16 protein-coding genes and 1 pseudogene are annotated in these 15,689 nt (G+C 54.0%); all 17 read left to right on the top strand.

From position 1 onward, the window contains the following. Positions 1-150 precede the first annotated feature (150 nt). Positions 151-537, top strand: a complete 387-nt coding sequence (locus WIH05_RS04290; protein WP_022272563.1) for a DUF3783 domain-containing protein — start codon at positions 151-153, stop codon at positions 535-537. A gap of 19 nt (positions 538-556) precedes the next feature. After that, positions 557-1,666 carry an aldo/keto reductase gene (locus tag WIH05_RS04285; RefSeq protein ID WP_022272564.1) on the top strand — a complete coding sequence of 370 codons (1,110 nt, stop codon included), beginning with the start codon at positions 557-559 and terminating at the stop codon, positions 1,664-1,666. Between the two features lie 84 nt (positions 1,667-1,750). Continuing rightward, positions 1,751-3,253 carry a polyphosphate:AMP phosphotransferase gene (gene pap, locus WIH05_RS04280; RefSeq protein WP_215653843.1) on the top strand — a complete coding sequence of 501 codons (1,503 nt, stop codon included), beginning with the start codon at positions 1,751-1,753 and terminating at the stop codon, positions 3,251-3,253. Next, the gene (locus WIH05_RS04275) at positions 3,246-4,517 is read left to right on the top strand and encodes an NAD(P)/FAD-dependent oxidoreductase (protein ID WP_215653842.1); all 1,272 of its coding nucleotides are present in this window, start codon (positions 3,246-3,248) and stop codon (positions 4,515-4,517) included. The genes pap and WIH05_RS04275 overlap by 8 nt, the downstream gene beginning before the upstream one ends. 50 nt (positions 4,518-4,567) lie before the next feature. Further along, entirely contained in the window at positions 4,568-5,257 is a 690-nt protein-coding gene (gene cmk, locus WIH05_RS04270) for a (d)CMP kinase (protein WP_215653841.1), read from the top strand. Next, entirely contained in the window at positions 5,254-6,105 is an 852-nt protein-coding gene (ispH, locus tag WIH05_RS04265; protein WP_215653840.1) for a 4-hydroxy-3-methylbut-2-enyl diphosphate reductase, read from the top strand. The genes cmk and ispH overlap by 4 nt, the downstream gene beginning before the upstream one ends. Continuing rightward, positions 6,086-7,168, top strand: a complete 1,083-nt coding sequence (gene rpsA / locus WIH05_RS04260; protein WP_215653839.1) for a 30S ribosomal protein S1 — start codon at positions 6,086-6,088, stop codon at positions 7,166-7,168. Before ispH ends, rpsA begins: the two co-directional genes overlap by 20 nt. A 624-nt stretch (positions 7,169-7,792) precedes the next feature. Beyond that, complete coding sequence (locus WIH05_RS04255) at positions 7,793-8,707, top strand: hypothetical protein (protein ID WP_022273772.1); 915 nt, start codon at positions 7,793-7,795, stop codon at positions 8,705-8,707. 270 nt (positions 8,708-8,977) lie between these two features. Next, a complete protein-coding gene (locus WIH05_RS04250; RefSeq protein ID WP_022273773.1) occupies positions 8,978-9,298 on the top strand; it encodes a PadR family transcriptional regulator in 321 nt (106 codons plus the stop codon). Beyond that, complete coding sequence (locus WIH05_RS04245) at positions 9,295-10,107, top strand: hypothetical protein (RefSeq protein WP_215653837.1); 813 nt, start codon at positions 9,295-9,297, stop codon at positions 10,105-10,107. Before WIH05_RS04250 ends, WIH05_RS04245 begins: the two co-directional genes overlap by 4 nt. Beyond that, positions 10,104-11,060 (top strand): DUF4097 family beta strand repeat-containing protein, encoded by a 957-nt coding sequence (locus tag WIH05_RS04240; protein ID WP_337425033.1) that lies wholly within the window; start codon positions 10,104-10,106, stop codon positions 11,058-11,060. The genes WIH05_RS04245 and WIH05_RS04240 overlap by 4 nt, the downstream gene beginning before the upstream one ends. A gap of 29 nt (positions 11,061-11,089) precedes the next feature. Beyond that, a complete protein-coding gene (locus WIH05_RS04235; protein ID WP_022273776.1) occupies positions 11,090-11,278 on the top strand; it encodes a PspC domain-containing protein in 189 nt (62 codons plus the stop codon). A gap of 238 nt (positions 11,279-11,516) precedes the next feature. Then, positions 11,517-11,699: pseudogene (locus tag WIH05_RS04230) on the top strand (small, acid-soluble spore protein, alpha/beta type); the annotation flags it as partial. A gap of 89 nt (positions 11,700-11,788) precedes the next feature. Further along, positions 11,789-12,898, top strand: coding sequence for a cobalt-precorrin 5A hydrolase (locus WIH05_RS04225; RefSeq protein ID WP_337425032.1), 1,110 nt, complete (start codon positions 11,789-11,791; stop codon positions 12,896-12,898). Positions 12,899-12,902: 4 nt separating this feature from the next. After that, positions 12,903-13,913, top strand: coding sequence for a bifunctional adenosylcobinamide kinase/adenosylcobinamide-phosphate guanylyltransferase (locus WIH05_RS04220; protein ID WP_022273778.1), 1,011 nt, complete (start codon positions 12,903-12,905; stop codon positions 13,911-13,913). After that, positions 13,914-15,014: a histidinol-phosphate transaminase gene (locus WIH05_RS04215; RefSeq protein ID WP_022273779.1), complete on the top strand. Its 1,101-nt coding sequence runs from the start codon at positions 13,914-13,916 to the stop codon at positions 15,012-15,014. Between the two features lie 127 nt (positions 15,015-15,141). After that, positions 15,142-15,689, top strand: a 548-nt coding sequence (locus tag WIH05_RS04210; RefSeq protein ID WP_337425031.1) for an IMP dehydrogenase, incomplete at its 3' end; no start/stop codon positions are given.

Below are 15,689 nucleotides of genomic sequence, written 5' to 3'. Positions count from 1 at the left end.
ATCATAAGGAAAAAATGAAGTGGGTAAGTTGCCAACGATTACTTGACACAAACGAAACAAAACGCCAGTCTTGCATTAAAACAGTAAAATTGATATAATAAAAGAATAACAGCTTCAGAAATGGACATGGAAAAACAGACAGGAGATCGTATGAAAGAAACAGTGTTGCTGTACGGATTTAAGGATCAGGAACGTTTAAAAAAGGTAAAGCGGGCGCTGCTCCCCCTGGGGCTGCGGATGAGGACCGTGGGACCGGAGGAATATTTCCAGCCGGTGGGATACCTGGCCGGAGTGAAGGAGGTGCCTCCGGCGGAAAATGACCGCCCGGGCACAGAATTTGACTGCGAGATGATGGTCATGGCAGGCCTGGCGTCCGCGCAGGTGGATGCGGTGATCCACGCCCTGTACCGGTCCGGAGTGGGCCGTATCGACTATAAAGCAGTGCTGACCCCTGTGAACCAGTTCTGGGATGGGGAAAAGCTGTATGAAGAGATCGCCAGGGAACATGAAGCGATGACAAAGGGAGGTTCCCAATAAATAAATGGAGGAATTGTATATGCAGTACAGAAAATTTGGTAATACTGGTGTTGAGGTTTCGGCTCTGGGCTTTGGATGCATGCGTTTCCCGGTCAACGAAGACAAGACCATCAACGAGGAAAAAGCCATCGCCATGGTGCGTCATGCCATCGATAACGGCGTCAACTATGTGGACACCGCGTATCCGTATCACCAGGGTACCAGCGAGCTGGTAGTTGGAAAGGCCTTAAAGGACGGCTACCGTGAAAAGGTGTACCTGGCAGATAAAATGCCTGTATGGCTCCTGGAGACAGAGGATGACTTTGACAAATATCTGGATGAACAGTTAAAGAAGCTGGATACGGACCACATTGATTTTTACCTGCTCCATGCCTTAAGCAGAGAACGCTATGAGGAAAAGGTGAAAAAGCTCAATCTGACAAAGAAGCTGGAGGAGGCCAAGGCCGCTGGAAAGATCCGCTACATAGGCTTTTCCTTCCATGATTCCCTGGACCTGTTCAAGGAGATCATCGATTCCTATGACGGCTGGGATTTCTGCCAGATCCAGTATAACTACATCAACCTGACCCACCAGGCAGGGACCGAAGGCTTAAAATACGCAGCCTCCAAGGGACTGGGCGTTGTGATCATGGAGCCGCTGTTAGGCGGAAAGCTGGCCAACCTGGCACCCCATGTGGCCGAGGCCTTCCCGGAAGGAAAATCCCATGTGGAATACGCTCTGGACTTCTTATGGGATAAGCCGGAGGTAAGCCTTCTCTTAAGCGGCATGACCGAGCCGGAGCAGGTGGAGGCCAACCTGGAATACGCCAGCCGCAGCCATGTGGGCATGGTGACAGAGGAAGAAAAGGCCGTTTATGAAAAGGCCAAAAAGATCTTTGACGAAATGGCTCTTGTGAACTGCACCAAATGCGCTTACTGCATGCCATGTCCCTTTGGCCTGAATATTCCGGAGCTGTTTGCTGCATATAATATGACTGCCAGCCACGGCATGACCCCGGCTAAGGAGGCATATGAGGCTCTGTCCGTTAAGGCCGACGCCTGCCGGGCCTGCCATCACTGTGAAAAGGAATGTCCGCAGCATATTAAGATCAGTGAGATGATGCCAAAAGTAGCCCAGGCATTCGTATAGGCGGACTGAACGTGCCGGCCGGCGGATAAAGCCGGCCGGATCCGGGAAACGCAGGAAAATAAATATGGAAATGGAGGTCCTTTTATGCAGGAAGAGAAAAAGAAGAGCCGGAAAGAAGGAGATAAAGCCCGTCTGGCTGCGGCTGCGGCCCGCCTGGGCGTTCTCCAGAGACGGCTTAAGGATGAGAAGATCCCGGTCATCATCACCTTTGACGGCTTCGATGCTGCGGGAAAGGGCCTCCAGATCAGCCGCCTGATCCAGGCGCTGGATCCCAGGGGCTTTGACGTGTACACGGGAGACCGGGACGGGGAAGAGGAGGCCATGCACCCGTTTTTATGGCGGTTTGCCATCCGCTGCCCGGAAAGGGGCCGGATCGCCATTTTTGACACCAGCTGGAACCGGCGGATCTTTGCGGACCGGTTTGACAGGGATCTGGGAAAAAGAGAGACAGAAGAAAGCCTTTCGGATATCCGGGCTTTTGAAAAACAGCTGACAGACGACGGGACAGTGCTTGTTAGGCTGTTTCTTGAAATTTCAGAGAAAGAACAGAGAAAACGGTTTAAAAAGCTGGAAGCATCAGCAGATACGGCGTGGAGGGTCACAGAAGCCGACTGGGAGAGAAACCGCCGCTATAAAAAATACGCCCGGATCACAAAAGAGATGATCGATGCCACCAACGTGCCCTGGGCTCCGTGGACGGTCATCGATGCCGCCCATAAGGAAAAAGCGGCTCTTGCAATTATGGAAGTAGTATCGTCGGCCATGGAGGCGGCCCTGGAGAAAAAAGCCGCCGGCCGGGAAACTCCCCGGTTCGAGCCTCCGCTGCCGCCGGATAAATATAAAAAAGGGATCCTCTCCCATGTGGACCTGGAAAAGACCATGGACCGGGAGGAGTACAGAAAAAAGCTGGATCAGTTACAGAAAAGGCTGGAGCGGCTCCATGGAGACCTGTACCGGTACAGGATCCCTGTGGTCTTAGGCTTTGAGGGATGGGATGCGGCTGGAAAGGGCGGAGTCATCAGGCGTCTTACCAGTCATCTGGATCCCAGAGGATACCAGGTATGTCCCACCGCCTCCCCCAGCAGCACAGAAAAAGCCCATCATTATCTATGGCGGTTCTGGACCCGTTTCCCCAAGGACGGTCATATCGCTGTTTTTGACCGGACCTGGTACGGCAGGGTCATGGTGGAGCGGATCGAGGGCTTCTGCACGGAGGAAGAATGGCACAGGGCGTATCAGGAGATCAACGATATGGAAACCCATCTGGTGCATTCTGGGGCTGTGGTGCTGAAGTTCTGGCTCCATATCGATAAGGATGAGCAGGAACGGCGGTTCAACGACCGGATGAAGAATCCTGAAAAACAGTGGAAGATCACAGACGAGGACTGGAGAAACCGGGAAAAGTGGGACCAGTATGAGGAAGTGGTCAACGAGATGCTGGAAAAGACATCCACAGAGGACGCTCCCTGGATCGTGGTGGAAGGAAACTCCAAGTATTACGCCCGCATCAAGGTGATGGAGACCGTGGCGGACGCGCTGGAGAAGAAAATAAAAGAAGTGGAAAAAGCAAAGAAAAAACATGAATAAAGTAGTGATAGCAGGCGGCGGCGCAGCCGGTATGGCGGCCGCCATAGGAGCCGCCCAGGCAGGATGCCAGGTGGTGGTATATGAAAAAAATGAAAAGCTTGGAAAAAAGATATATATCACAGGAAAGGGACGCTGCAATGTAACCAACAGCTGCGATACAGAGGACCTGTTTTCCCATATGGTGTCCAATGGAAAATTTTTATACAGCGCCATTTACGGCTTTTCCAATTTTGACGTCATGGGACTTATGGGCGAGTGCGGCTGTCCCTTAAAAATAGAGAGAGGCAACCGGGTATTCCCGGTATCAGATAAATCATCGGATGTGATCGCGGCCCTGGAACGGCGGATGAAGCGGCTGGGAGTGTCCGTCCGCTATAATGAGGCTGTGAAAGAGGTGGTCTGCCAGGATGGCCGATGTCTGGGCGTGGTCCTGGAAAAAGGCCGGAAAATGGTCGAAGCCGGAGCTGTGATCGTGGCCACAGGAGGCCTGTCCTACCCGGCCACCGGTTCCACCGGGGACGGCTACCGGTTTGCAGAAGCCGCGAGCCATACGGTGACGGAGCTTTCCCCGGCCCTGGTGCCCTTCACCTGCGCGGAAGAGGACGTAAAAAAGCTCCAGGGACTGTCGCTGAAAAATGTGGAGGTGACGGTGTATGACGGGAAGAAGGTCATCTGGAAGGAATTTGGGGAAATGCTGTTTACCCATTTTGGCGTCAGCGGTCCTGTGATCCTGAGCGCCAGCAGCTTTGCTGCAAAGATCATTAAAAAGCGGCCTCTGGATCTGGTCATCGACTTAAAGCCGGCGCTGACGCCGGAGCAGCTGGATGCCCGGATCCTGCGGGATTTTGATGAGGCGAAGAACAAGCGGTTTAAAAATTCCTTAAACCGGCTGTTTCCGGCAAAGCTTATCCCGGTGATGGTGGCCAGGAGCGGCATCGATCCGGAGAAGAAGGTCAATGAGGTGACGGCGAAGGAGCGTGAGCGGCTGGTGGAGGCCGCCAAATCCTTCCATGTGACCCTCACAGGACTCAGAGGGTACAACGAGGCCATCATCACCCAGGGAGGCGTGGACGTAAAGGAGATCAATCCCGCCACCATGGAGTCTAAAAAGGCCCAGGGCCTTTATTTTGCCGGAGAAGTGCTGGATCTGGACGGCGTTACCGGAGGCTTTAACCTGCAGATCGCCTGGTCCACGGGGATGCTGGCGGGAAGAAGCGCCGGAGCGCACGTCCGGGACCGGCAGATCCGGATGATCAATGAATAAATTCCTGCAAAATGGCGGAAACTGCTTAAGAGCGGGATAAGGAGGAAGACATGTCTTTTAACGTAGCCATCGACGGTCCTGCCGGAGCTGGAAAGAGCACTGTGGCGAAGGCAGTGGCAGCAAAGAGAAATTTTATCTATGTGGATACCGGAGCCATGTACCGGACCATGGCCCTTTACTTTCTGAGAAAGGGCGTTGATAAAAACGATGAAGCGGCGGTGAATAAAGCCTGCATGGAGGTTTCCATTTCCATCGCCTATGAAAACGGCGCCCAGCAGGTGTTTTTAAACGGAGAGAACGTATCCGGCCTGATCCGTACAGAAGAGGTGGGGAACATGGCGTCAGCCACCTCAGGGTATCTTTTTGTCCGGGAAAAGCTGGTGGAGCTCCAGAAAGAAATGGCCCGGAAGTCGGATGTGGTCATGGACGGCCGGGACATCGGCACCTGCGTGCTGCCGGAGGCCGATGTAAAGGTCTATCTGACAGCCAGTTCCCTGGTGCGGGCCAGAAGGCGGTACAGGGAGCTGACAGAAAAGGGGATCGCCTGTGATCTTAAGGAGATCGAGCAGGACATCCTGGACCGGGATCACCGGGATATGCACCGGGAACATTCTCCTCTGGTGCAGGCGGAGGACGCTGTTTATCTGGATTCCTCCGATATGACCCTGGACCAGGTGGTGGACGCCATCGGAAGGCTGATCGACCAGAAAATCGACGGCCAGGCGGGGGGAAGGCCATGAATGTGACCGTTGCAAAGACCGCCGGGTTCTGCTTTGGCGTAAAAAGGGCTGTGGAGAAGGTCTACGAACAGATCCAGAAGACCGATAAACCCATCTATACATACGGTCCCATCATCCACAACGAGGAAGTGGTCAAGGATCTTAAGAAAAAGGGAGTGGAGGTCATCGGCTCAGAAGAGGAGCTGGATCGCGTCCGGGACTGTGTGGTGGTCATCCGTTCCCATGGCGTAGGAAAACACATCTACGACATTTTGGAAAAGAACGGAGTGGAGATCGTGGACGCCACCTGTCCCTATGTAAAGAAGATCCACCGGGTGGTGGCCGGTGAGTGCGCAGAGGGACGCCGGGTGATCATCGTGGGAGACGAATCCCACCCCGAGGTCATTGGGATCAAGGGCTGGGGGAATCAGGACACGAAGGTCATTGAAAACGCGGAGGATTTTGAAAAACTGGGGCTTCCGGAGGGCAGCCGCCTGTGCCTGGTGGCCCAGACGACATTTAATTACAAGAAATTTCAAGATATAGTTGAAAAAATTCCTAAAACGCGTTATGATATATTTGTTTTAAATACGATTTGCAATGCGACACAGGAAAGGCAGGTAGAGGCGAAAGAGATCGCTTCTCAGGTGGACGTGATGCTGGTGATCGGAGGGAAAAACAGTTCCAATACCCAGAAGCTGTATGAGATCTGCCGGCGAGAATGTAACAAAACGTATTACATCCAGACCCTGGACGACTTAAATCCTGAATGTATAAGTTCTGCGTGCAACGTAGGTATTACAGCAGGGGCTTCAACCCCGAATAATATTATCGAGGAGGTTCATACTAATGTCAGAGTTAAGTTTTGAACAAATGTTAGAAGAATCATTAAAAACAATACGTACAGGAGAGGTTGTCACTGGTAAAGTCATCGACGTTAAAGAAGATGAGATCGTTTTGAACATCGGTTACAAATCCGACGGCATCATTACCCGCAGTGAATACACCAACGAGCCCAACGTGGACTTAAGAAATCTTGTACAGGTAGGCGACGAGATGGAGGCCAAGGTCGTTAAAGTAAACGACGGCGAGGGCCAGGTTGCACTTTCCTATAAGAGACTGGCAGCCGACAGAGGAAATAAGAGACTGGAAGAGGCCTTTGAGAACCATGAGGTTCTTACTGCAAAGGTATCCCAGGTTCTGGACGGCGGCTTAAGCGTGATCGTGGACGAGGCAAGGATCTTTATTCCTGCAAGCCTTGTATCTGACGTATACGAAAAGGATCTTTCCAAGTACGCAGACCAGGAGATCGAGTTCGTGATCACTGAGTTCAATCCCAAGAGAAGAAGAGTCATCGGCGACCGCAAGCAGCTCATCGTTGCCAGGAAGGCTGAGATGCAGAAGGCTCTGTTCGAGCGCATCGCTGTTGGCCAGAAGGTAGAAGGAACCGTTAAGAACGTGACAGACTTCGGCGCATTCATCGACTTAGGCGGTGCTGACGGCTTACTCCATATCTCCGAAATGTCCTGGGGAAGAGTTGAGAGCCCCAAGAAGGTATTCAAGGTAGGCGAGAAGGTAACAGCTCTGATCAAGGATATCAACGGTGAGAAGATCGCCCTGTCCATGAAGTTCCCGGAGACAAATCCGTGGGCAAACGCTGCTGAGAAATATGCAGCAGGCAACGTGGTAACAGGCCGTGTGGCACGTATGACAGACTTCGGCGCATTCGTTGAACTGGAGGCAGGCGTGGACGCACTCCTTCACGTATCCCAGATCTCCAGAGAGCACGTTGCAAAACCGTCTGACGTACTTTCCATCGGTCAGGAGATCACAGCTAAGATCGTTGACTTCAACGAGGCAGACAGAAAGATCAGCCTCAGCATGAAGGCTCTGGAGATAGAGGCTCCGGCTGAAGAGGCAGCAGAGGAATAAAAACCGGCCAAATATCCGGTGCAGAATAGAAGAGGGCGTGTGAAGAACATAAGTTTTTCACGCGTCCTTTTGGCTTTTGGTGAAGCTCTTTTGGCAGGTTCTCCTTTGCCTCGGCCCGATCCCTTGTCTTAGGCTCTCAGGCTTCGTTGCTTGGGCATAGAAGGGAGTTTTTTCCTGCTATGCCCAAAATTCCAGTGCTTTTTGGGCATACACAGAGAAAAAGGAGATATATGCCCAATCCATAGGAAAATCCAGAGAAGTCCCGGGGTTTTCCTATGATTTTTGGGCACTGTGGGAAAAAACATACATTTATGCCCATTATTTTTTATGATACGGGAGGGGGGAATAGGAAGACGGAGGATTCATGGGCTTCGCAGGTGGTGATGAGCTGGAGAGTCCGCAGGTGGTAAATTCCGGATGGATCACGGTCTTTCCCTGGATGGAGGCGCACTTATACTGGAAGGGGATCCGGCTGGTGAATAACGCCATGTCATGGGAGAAAAGGACAGTTTCCAGGGCCCTATAAAAACACGTAATGGATTCGTAAGAAAAATCGGTGGGATTTTTTTTATGCTCTATGGTAAGATATCTGTATCAGATCAGAAATGAATGGAGGACGAGAATATGAAACGATTACATGGAGCGGCGGTGCTTGCAGCCGCAGCAATGTTTACAGCTTCCATGGGGATCACAGGAATGGCAGATACCAGCGGAGCCGGGGAAAATGGAAGCCGGCTGGACGGGATGGTGTGCATGGACGGAAGTGTGATCTCCGCAGAGGATGGGAGACTGCATCTCAACCGCCGTGTGGAAGGCGGGATGACGGAGGTGGTAGTGAACCTTTCTGAGGACACGAAGATCCTGGATGCCGTCAACGGGTTCCCGGTCTCTGTGGAAAACTTAGACGATGGCGAGGCGGTCCGGGTCTATACGGGACCGGCCATGACCTTAAGCCTGCCGCCCATCACCAACGGGCTTCTGGTTCTGGCGGATGCTCCGGCAGACTCCGGCTTTCCTGTTTATGCAGTGGTGGAATCCCTGACCCAGGAGCCGGATAAGGCAGATGGAACAGAGGCTGCATATATCCTGGAAACTGCCGGCGGGATGAAATACACGGTTTCGGATTCCACGGTCCTGCTCCCCTATCTGACCAGAAACATGGTATTTGCAACAGACCTCAAGAAGGGGACTCCGATCCTGCTATGGACCGATGGAACGGACGGCTCCGCAGCAGAGAAGATCGTGATCTTCCAGGGAGAGGGCCAGGACGCAGGAAAGGAAAATGCGGATGGACTGGGCTTCCATGGCTGGAAGGAAGAAGCCGGGAGCTGGTACTATTATGAACAGGGCCAGAAGAAGACCGGATGGCTGTGTGAGGGAACAGACTGGTACTACCTGGACCCGGAAAGCGGCCGGATGGCCACTGGATTTGTAACTGTGGACGGAAAGACGTATTTTTTAAAGGACGACGGCCGGATGCTGACGGAGGCTGCGGAGTTCGTGCCTGATGCCAATGGTGCTCTGTCCTTAAAGAAATAGAAGAAAGAGAAGGCGCTCCTGGGAGGGGGCGTCTTTTTTCTGTCATAGAAATGTGCGGCCCATAAGGGAGGAAATGTTCCGCTGGGGACAACAGGGGGCAGGCGCTTGGCACGGAAAAAAGATTTTGTTGACATACAATATTATATGGTATATAATACTGTTACAATAATATACAGCGTATAATATTGCGGGCGGTAGAATTACAAGAGAGCCGGAATGGATCAAAGCCGCGGCTCTGGAACGCAGCTGCATATTTTAGGAGGGAAGACTATGGTATTCAACACAGGAGCCGCTCTGCTGGACGGGATCGTGCTGGCAGTGGTCTCCAGAGAGGCGGAGGGGACCTACGGCTATAAGATCACCCAGGACGTGAGAAAGGCCATCGATATATCGGAGTCCACACTGTATCCGGTGCTGCGGAGACTCCAGAAGGAAAACTGCCTGGAAACGTATGATATGGCGTTTGATGGAAGAAACCGGAGATATTATAAGCTGACAGAAACGGGCCGGGCCCAGTTAAAGCTGTATAAGAGCGAATGGACCGTATATTCCGGACATATTTCCCGGATCTTTGAGGAGGCAAATGTATGAGGAAGGAAGAGTTTTTTGATAAGCTGGAATATCTGCTCCAGGACATCCCGGACCAGGACCGGGAGGATGCCCTGGATTATTACAGGGATTACCTGGCTGAGGCCGGGAGCGGCAATGAGGAGGCGGCCATCGAGGATTTCGGGAGCCCTGAACGGGTGGCGGCCATTATCCGGGCCGACCTGGCAGGCAATTTAAACGACGGCGGCTCCTTTACAGACCGGGGCTATGAGGATGAACGGTTCCGGGATCCCGGCTACCAGGTGGCAAAACGGCTGGATCTGCCGGAGGAGAGGGAAAATACAGCCGGCGCCGGCAGCGGACGCGGGTATGAGAAGGACGGCTGGCAGACGGGGCCGTCCCAGAGGGACAGCGGATACCAGGATCCGTCCTATGAAACAGTCCGCGAAGAAAAGAAGCCATGGACCAGTAAGGGGCTGAAGCTGGTTTTATGGATCGTTCTGATCATCGCCGCTTTTCCTGTGATCCTTGGGATCGGGGGCGCCGGGCTGGGGGCCATAACGGGAATCTCTTCTCTGATCTTTGGGATCATTGCTGTGGTGCTCTGCCTGACAGCTGCGGCGTTTATCACCGGCGTATGCCTGCTGGTGGCCGGGATCGTTTTTCTGGTGGCGTCGCCTCTGGACAGCGGACTGATGTTCGGGATCGCCATTGCCGGGATCGGTGTGGGACTTCTGGGAGCGGTGCTCTTATACGCCATTCTGGCCATGTTCCTCCCATTTTTATGGAGAAGCATGAAAAAGGCGGGAGCATGGATTTCACGTAAATGGAAGGAGATCAGAAGGGTATGAAAAAATTCATTAAATATGGGATCATTGCCGGGGGAGCCCTGATCCTGGCCGGAGCCGGGATCACCACCGCGTCTCTTCTGCTGGGGGCGGATATGGGGGATCTGAACGGGCACATAAGAAAAAGACTTCATCATCTGGATGAGCTGGACGGGATCGTGGAGCGGGAAGTGGATCCGGAGGGGTATCTGGTCCGCGTGGACCAGTATCCTGCTCCGGAAGGCTGGGAGACGGCGCGGGCAGAGGGACAGGACCCGGAGGCCGGCCCGTCCGCGGAGCCCTTTGCCGGAGGAGAGCCCTGGCAGTCCCCGGGGACAGACGGAGGCTTTGAGGCCGGGTATCCAGAGGTCACGGATCTTAAGATCCGGCAGCAGGGCGGGAGCGTGGGGATCTTCCGGATGGATGAGATCAGTGCCCTGACCATCAAAAGCGGGAATGGAAGCCTGGAGGCCGTCAGTTTCCAGGAATACGGAATGGATTCGGTCCTTGCCCTGCGGGCCGGAGACGGGGAGGATTACCAGATCTTTATTCCCGGCTCCTGGGTGCTGGATGAATTTGAGGCAGAGATCCTGGAAGGGACTCTGGAGGGAAACGGCGTCCGCGTTCTGGAGGCGGAGCTGTCTGTGACAGAGGGAAACGCAGTCTTTACCCAGGAGGACGGGCGGAGCGCGGATCTGGAGTGCATGGGCAGCGGATCCATCCTTTGGGCAATGGAGTCTGAACGGTATATGGAGATCGATGCCGAGTGCCGGACCGGTTCCATTACCATTTCGATTCCGGAAACCATGGATCCAGGCGGGATCGGATATGACATTGAATGTGAAAACGGGACGGTGGAATTCCCGGGCTTTACAGTGGAAGGAAATCAGAAGAAAGAGGCGGCCGGAAGTCTGTCGGTCATGGATCTGGAGGCTGGATCGGGAACCATTTCTGTACAGCATACAGCGGCCCCGTAAACAGGAGCCAGATAAAAGGAGAGAGGAACATGGATGTGAGGCGGTTGTATAAGTCGGATACAGATAAGATGATCTGCGGAGTCTGCGGCGGCATCGGTGAATTCCTGAATGTGGATCCAACGCTGGTGCGGCTTTTATGGGCGATCCTGACCTTCACCGGGCCGGGGCTCATTGCCTATATCATCGCAGCGATCATTATTCCCGGCCGTCCGGATTAAAAAACGGCTGGAACATATATGGGGACCGGGGCAGATCCATGCCGTCCGGTCCCTGTTTTTTTCAGCGGCCGCAGAGAGCGTTTCCGGGGCAGGGCTTTTTCCATGGCCTGCGCCGCGTTCTGAAAAGGATATGTGCCCGGCCTTCCGGGAGGCATACGGGTCCGGAAGGATTCTGTATAAGGCTCCCGTTTCTGGGAATACTTTTCTAAGAAAAAGGAAAAGAGGTGAACCAGAAGCCATGGGAAAAAAGAAACAGGAGCCGGTGGATCCCAACAATCTGAAGCCGGAGGACGTGCTGAAGTTCGAGATCGCGGCAGAGCTTGGTCTGGCGGATAAGGTGGTGGCCGGAGGGTGGAGATGCCTGACTGCCAAGGAAAGCGGCCGGATCGGAGGCCTGATCACGAGAAAAAAACGGGAGATGGCCGGACAAAAAGGAAAAAACCAGACGTTGAAAGATGAAAAGAAAGATCCTATAATAGAGGCAGAACGACACAGGATGGAGGAAACAAGGTGAAGATCGCTCTGATCTGCTTTACAGAAAATGGGTTTCAGATGGAAAAGCGGCTGGTAAAGCTCCTGGAGGCAGAGGGCCATGGTCCCTGTCCCTGGGTTTCGGGGAGGTACGCCATGCAGGCAGCCTCCTTGGATCATGAGATCAGCTTTTCCCCGGTGAAGGAGGGCGGGCTTTCTGCCTGGGCCGGAGAACGGTTTGGAGACTCGGACGGCCTTATTTTTATCGGAGCCTGCGGCATTGCTGTCAGGGCCATTGCTCCGTATATCCGGGATAAAAAAACGGATCCGGCGGTTCTGGCAGCCGATGAGAAGGGACGGTTTGTGATCCCCCTGCTGTCGGGCCATCTGGGCGGGGCCAATGAGCTGGCGGAGCGTCTGGCGGCGGGGCTCGCAAAAAGCGGGATCCCGGCCCAGGCAGTGCTCACGACGGCCACGGATGTGAACCGGCGGTTTGCGGTGGATGTGTTTGCAAAGGAGCATGGCCTGGTCCTGGACCAGATGAAGCTGGCAAAGGAGATCTCGGCGGCGGTCCTGGCCGGGGAGCCAGTGGGACTGTTTTCAGACTTCCCATTTCCCGGACCGGTCCCGGAGGGGCTTTATAAGGACCGGATCTGCCCGCAAAACATCCGGATCACCGTATGGAAGAAGGATCGGAAAGGCCCGGAGGAGCCGGGACCTTTAAGACTGGTGCCCAGGTGTGTGGTCCTGGGGACCGGGTGTAAACGGGGGGCCTCCATGGAGCAGATCTGGTCTGTGGCGGAGGAGGCCATGGAAAGAGAGGGGCTGGATCCCTCAGCCGTCTGCGGCCTGGCCAGCATCGACTTAAAAAGCGGGGAGCCGGGGCTGTGCAGTCTTGCTGAAAAGCTGGGGGTCCCGTTTTTTACGTACACAGGAGAGGAACTGGCCGCCGTACCCGGGGCGTTTACGGAGTCAGAGTTCGTGAGACAGGTCACGGGCGTGGGAAGCGTCTGTGAGCGGGCGGCCGTGGCCGCATGCCGGGAGGCATCGGAGGATACCCGGCTCCTGATGAAAAAATACGCCCGGGATGGAGTGACCGTGGCGGCGGCATGTTTTATACCGGAATTATTTAAGGGATCGGAGAGATGACAATATGATAAAGGTTGTGACCGGAGCCGGGGCCAGCGGGAAATCGTCCTTTGCGGAGTCCCTTCTGGAACAGTCGGAGGCGAAAAGGAAGATCTACGCTGCCACCATGATCGTATGGGACGACGAATGCCGGGCACGGGTGAAAAAACACAGACAGATGCGGGAAAAAAAGGGATTTGAGACAGCGGAGCGTCCGGTGGACCTGGGAGAGCTTTTTGTACCGGAGGACGGGGTAGTGTTGGTGGAATGTATGTCCAATCTGGCAGCCAACGAGATGTACCGGGAGGATGTGGGAATGGAAAGCTGTGCGGAGCTCCGGGCGGCCCAGGCCGGAGAGCGGATCTTAAGAGGGCTCCGCCTGCTTGCAGAGGCGGCCCGGGATCTGGTGGTGGTGACCAATGAGGTCTTTGGGGATATAAAGCTTACAGAAGAGGAAACGGCAGCGTACCAGCGGCTCATGGGAAGACTGAACCGGGAGCTGTTTTCCATAGCCGGAGAGGTCTGGGAGGTGGTCTGCGGGATCCCGGTGCAGCTTAAAGGAAGGAACAGACCGTCCCCGGACGGCAGTCAGAATAAAAAGGGAGAAGAGAGTTTACATATGAAATTTATCACAGGCGGCGCATTCCAGGGAAAAAGGGACTTTGCAGAGCAGCTCCTGGCCCGGGAGGACGTTTTGGAGTATGAAACGGCGGACGGAGCCGCGGATCCGTTTGAGGCTGCGTACAGCCGGAAGCTGGTGGTGAACGTCCAGGACTATGTGCGCCGGTTTGCGGGCCTTGAGGACGGAGAAGCCAGAGAACGGCTGCAGGAATTCCTGGACCGGCTTATAAAGGAGAATCCCGGAGCTGTGGCGGTCATGGATGAGATCGGCTGCGGGATCGTGCCTGTGGGCCGGGAGGAGCGGCTGTGGAGGGACCTGGCCGGAGAGGCGGCTCAGACCCTGGCAGCCTGTTCCAGGGACGTATACCGGGTCACAGGCGGCCTGGCCCAGGTACTGAAGGGCGGTGAGCGGTAAATGGAACAGGGAAGCCAGTGGGAAAAGGCGTACACCCATGGCGGGGATGTGTACAGGAACGAAAAAATACGGATGGATTTTTCCATTAACATCAATCCACTGGGAATGCCGGATTTTATCAAACAGGCGGCCATGGACGGGGTGGAGGAAAGCGCCCGCTATCCGGACAGCCGGTGCAGGAGGCTCCGGAGGCTGGCAGCCGGATTTTACGGCGTGCAGGAGGAAACCCTTGTGTTTGGAAACGGGGCTGCGGAGCTGATCTTCGGGATCGTCCGGGCCGTATCTCCCAGGCGGGCTGTTTTGACGGCTCCGTCGTTTACAGAGTATGAAGCGGCTCTTTCATCTGTGGGGGCGGAGGTCCTGTTTTTTCCATTGAAGGAGGAGGAGGATTTTTCTCTTCCGGCAGACCGGTATCTGGATTTTTTAAAGAGCGCCAGGCCGGATATGATCTTTTTGTGCAATCCGGCCAATCCGACCGGAAGGCTGACGCCGGGAGAGGAGATCCGCCGGATCCTGGAGTTCTGCACCGTTCAGGGGATCCTTGCAGTGGTGGACGAGTGCTTCCTGGACCTGGCGGAGGAGGATGAGAGGGATTCGGTACTGGATCTGGTGCGGGCAGGAGAAAAAAAAGTTTTTTTGCTGAAAGCATTTACAAAATCCTTTGCCATGGCAGGACTCCGCCTGGGGTACGGATTCCTGGCAGACGGAGAGCTGCGGCTTAAGATGCAGAGCCAGAGCCAGCCCTGGAACGTGTCCATACCGGCCCAGGAGGCCGGATGCGCGGCCTTTGGAGCAGAGCGGGAGCCCTACCTCCGGGAAGCCCGGAAGCTCATAAGCCGGGAGCGGGAATATTTAAGGGAAGGCCTGCAAAGGCTGGGCTTTTATGTATTTCCCTCGGAGGCCAATTTCCTTTTATTTAAGAGGACAGACAGAGGGGACGGGGGAGAGCTTTATGAGTCCCTTTTATCCCGTGGGATCCTGATCCGCAGATGCGGCGATTACCAGGGACTTTCCGGGGATCATTATCGGATCTGTGTGAAAAAAGGGGAAGAAAACAGGGCTTTTCTGGAGAATTTGGGAGAAATATATAAGAAGAGGTAATAAAAGAATCAAAAAAATAGTATAAATCCCCTGTTGCACAAAAGATACAAAACTGATATACTCTATGAAATAGCTAAAAGGAACAGATAAATTCCAGCGAAACTTAAGAAAGAGAGGGAACCTTAGAATGGGTAAGATCATTGGAGAAGGCATTACATTTGACGATGTGCTGCTGGTGCCGGCATATTCAGAAGTAATTCCCAATCAGGTTGACGTATCCACGTACCTGACTAAGAAAGTCAAACTGAACATTCCTTTTATGAGTGCAGGAATGGATACGGTCACAGAACACCGCATGGCCATTGCAATGGCAAGACAGGGCGGTATCGGGATCATTCACAAAAACATGTCAATCGAAGCGCAGGCCGAAGAGGTTGACAAGGTTAAGCGTTCAGAGAACGGAGTAATCACAGACCCATTTTATTTATCCCCGGAACATACATTAAAGGATGCGGACGAGCTGATGGGAAAATTCCGGATCTCCGGCGTTCCGATCACAGAGGGTAAAAGATTAGTCGGCATCATCACCAACCGCGACCTGAAATTTGAAGAGGATTTTTCCAAGAAGATCAAGGAATGCATGACCTCTGAAAACCTGGTCACAGCCAAAGAGGGAATCACCATGATGGAGGCCAAGAAGATCCTTGCCAAAGCAAGGGTGGAGAAGCTGCCCAT

The sequence above is a fragment of the Alitiscatomonas sp. genome (genome assembly GCF_037242085.1).
Taxonomy (GTDB): domain Bacteria; phylum Bacillota; class Clostridia; order Lachnospirales; family Lachnospiraceae; genus Alitiscatomonas; species Alitiscatomonas aceti.
This window is presented reverse-complemented; position numbering and strand designations above follow the sequence as displayed.

Bases quoted from the DNA above. Each gene is read 5' to 3' on its own strand.
- rpsA (WP_215653839.1), top strand. From the start codon at position 6,086: ATGTCAGAGTTAAGTTTTGAACAAATGTTAGAAGAATCATTAAAAACA.
- WIH05_RS04245 (WP_215653837.1), top strand. From the start codon at position 9,295: ATGAGGAAGGAAGAGTTTTTTGATAAGCTGGAATATCTGCTCCAGGAC.
- WIH05_RS04250 (WP_022273773.1), top strand. From the start codon at position 8,978: ATGGTATTCAACACAGGAGCCGCTCTGCTGGACGGGATCGTGCTGGCA.
- WIH05_RS04255 (WP_022273772.1), top strand. From the start codon at position 7,793: ATGAAACGATTACATGGAGCGGCGGTGCTTGCAGCCGCAGCAATGTTT.
- WIH05_RS04220 (WP_022273778.1), top strand. From the start codon at position 12,903: ATGATAAAGGTTGTGACCGGAGCCGGGGCCAGCGGGAAATCGTCCTTT.
- cmk (WP_215653841.1), top strand. From the start codon at position 4,568: ATGTCTTTTAACGTAGCCATCGACGGTCCTGCCGGAGCTGGAAAGAGC.
- WIH05_RS04275 (WP_215653842.1), top strand. From the start codon at position 3,246: ATGAATAAAGTAGTGATAGCAGGCGGCGGCGCAGCCGGTATGGCGGCC.
- WIH05_RS04235 (WP_022273776.1), top strand. From the start codon at position 11,090: ATGGATGTGAGGCGGTTGTATAAGTCGGATACAGATAAGATGATCTGC.
- pap (WP_215653843.1), top strand. From the start codon at position 1,751: ATGCAGGAAGAGAAAAAGAAGAGCCGGAAAGAAGGAGATAAAGCCCGT.
- WIH05_RS04285 (WP_022272564.1), top strand. From the start codon at position 557: ATGCAGTACAGAAAATTTGGTAATACTGGTGTTGAGGTTTCGGCTCTG.
- WIH05_RS04290 (WP_022272563.1), top strand. From the start codon at position 151: ATGAAAGAAACAGTGTTGCTGTACGGATTTAAGGATCAGGAACGTTTA.
- WIH05_RS04215 (WP_022273779.1), top strand. From the start codon at position 13,914: ATGGAACAGGGAAGCCAGTGGGAAAAGGCGTACACCCATGGCGGGGAT.
- ispH (WP_215653840.1), top strand. From the start codon at position 5,254: ATGAATGTGACCGTTGCAAAGACCGCCGGGTTCTGCTTTGGCGTAAAA.
- WIH05_RS04240 (WP_337425033.1), top strand. From the start codon at position 10,104: ATGAAAAAATTCATTAAATATGGGATCATTGCCGGGGGAGCCCTGATC.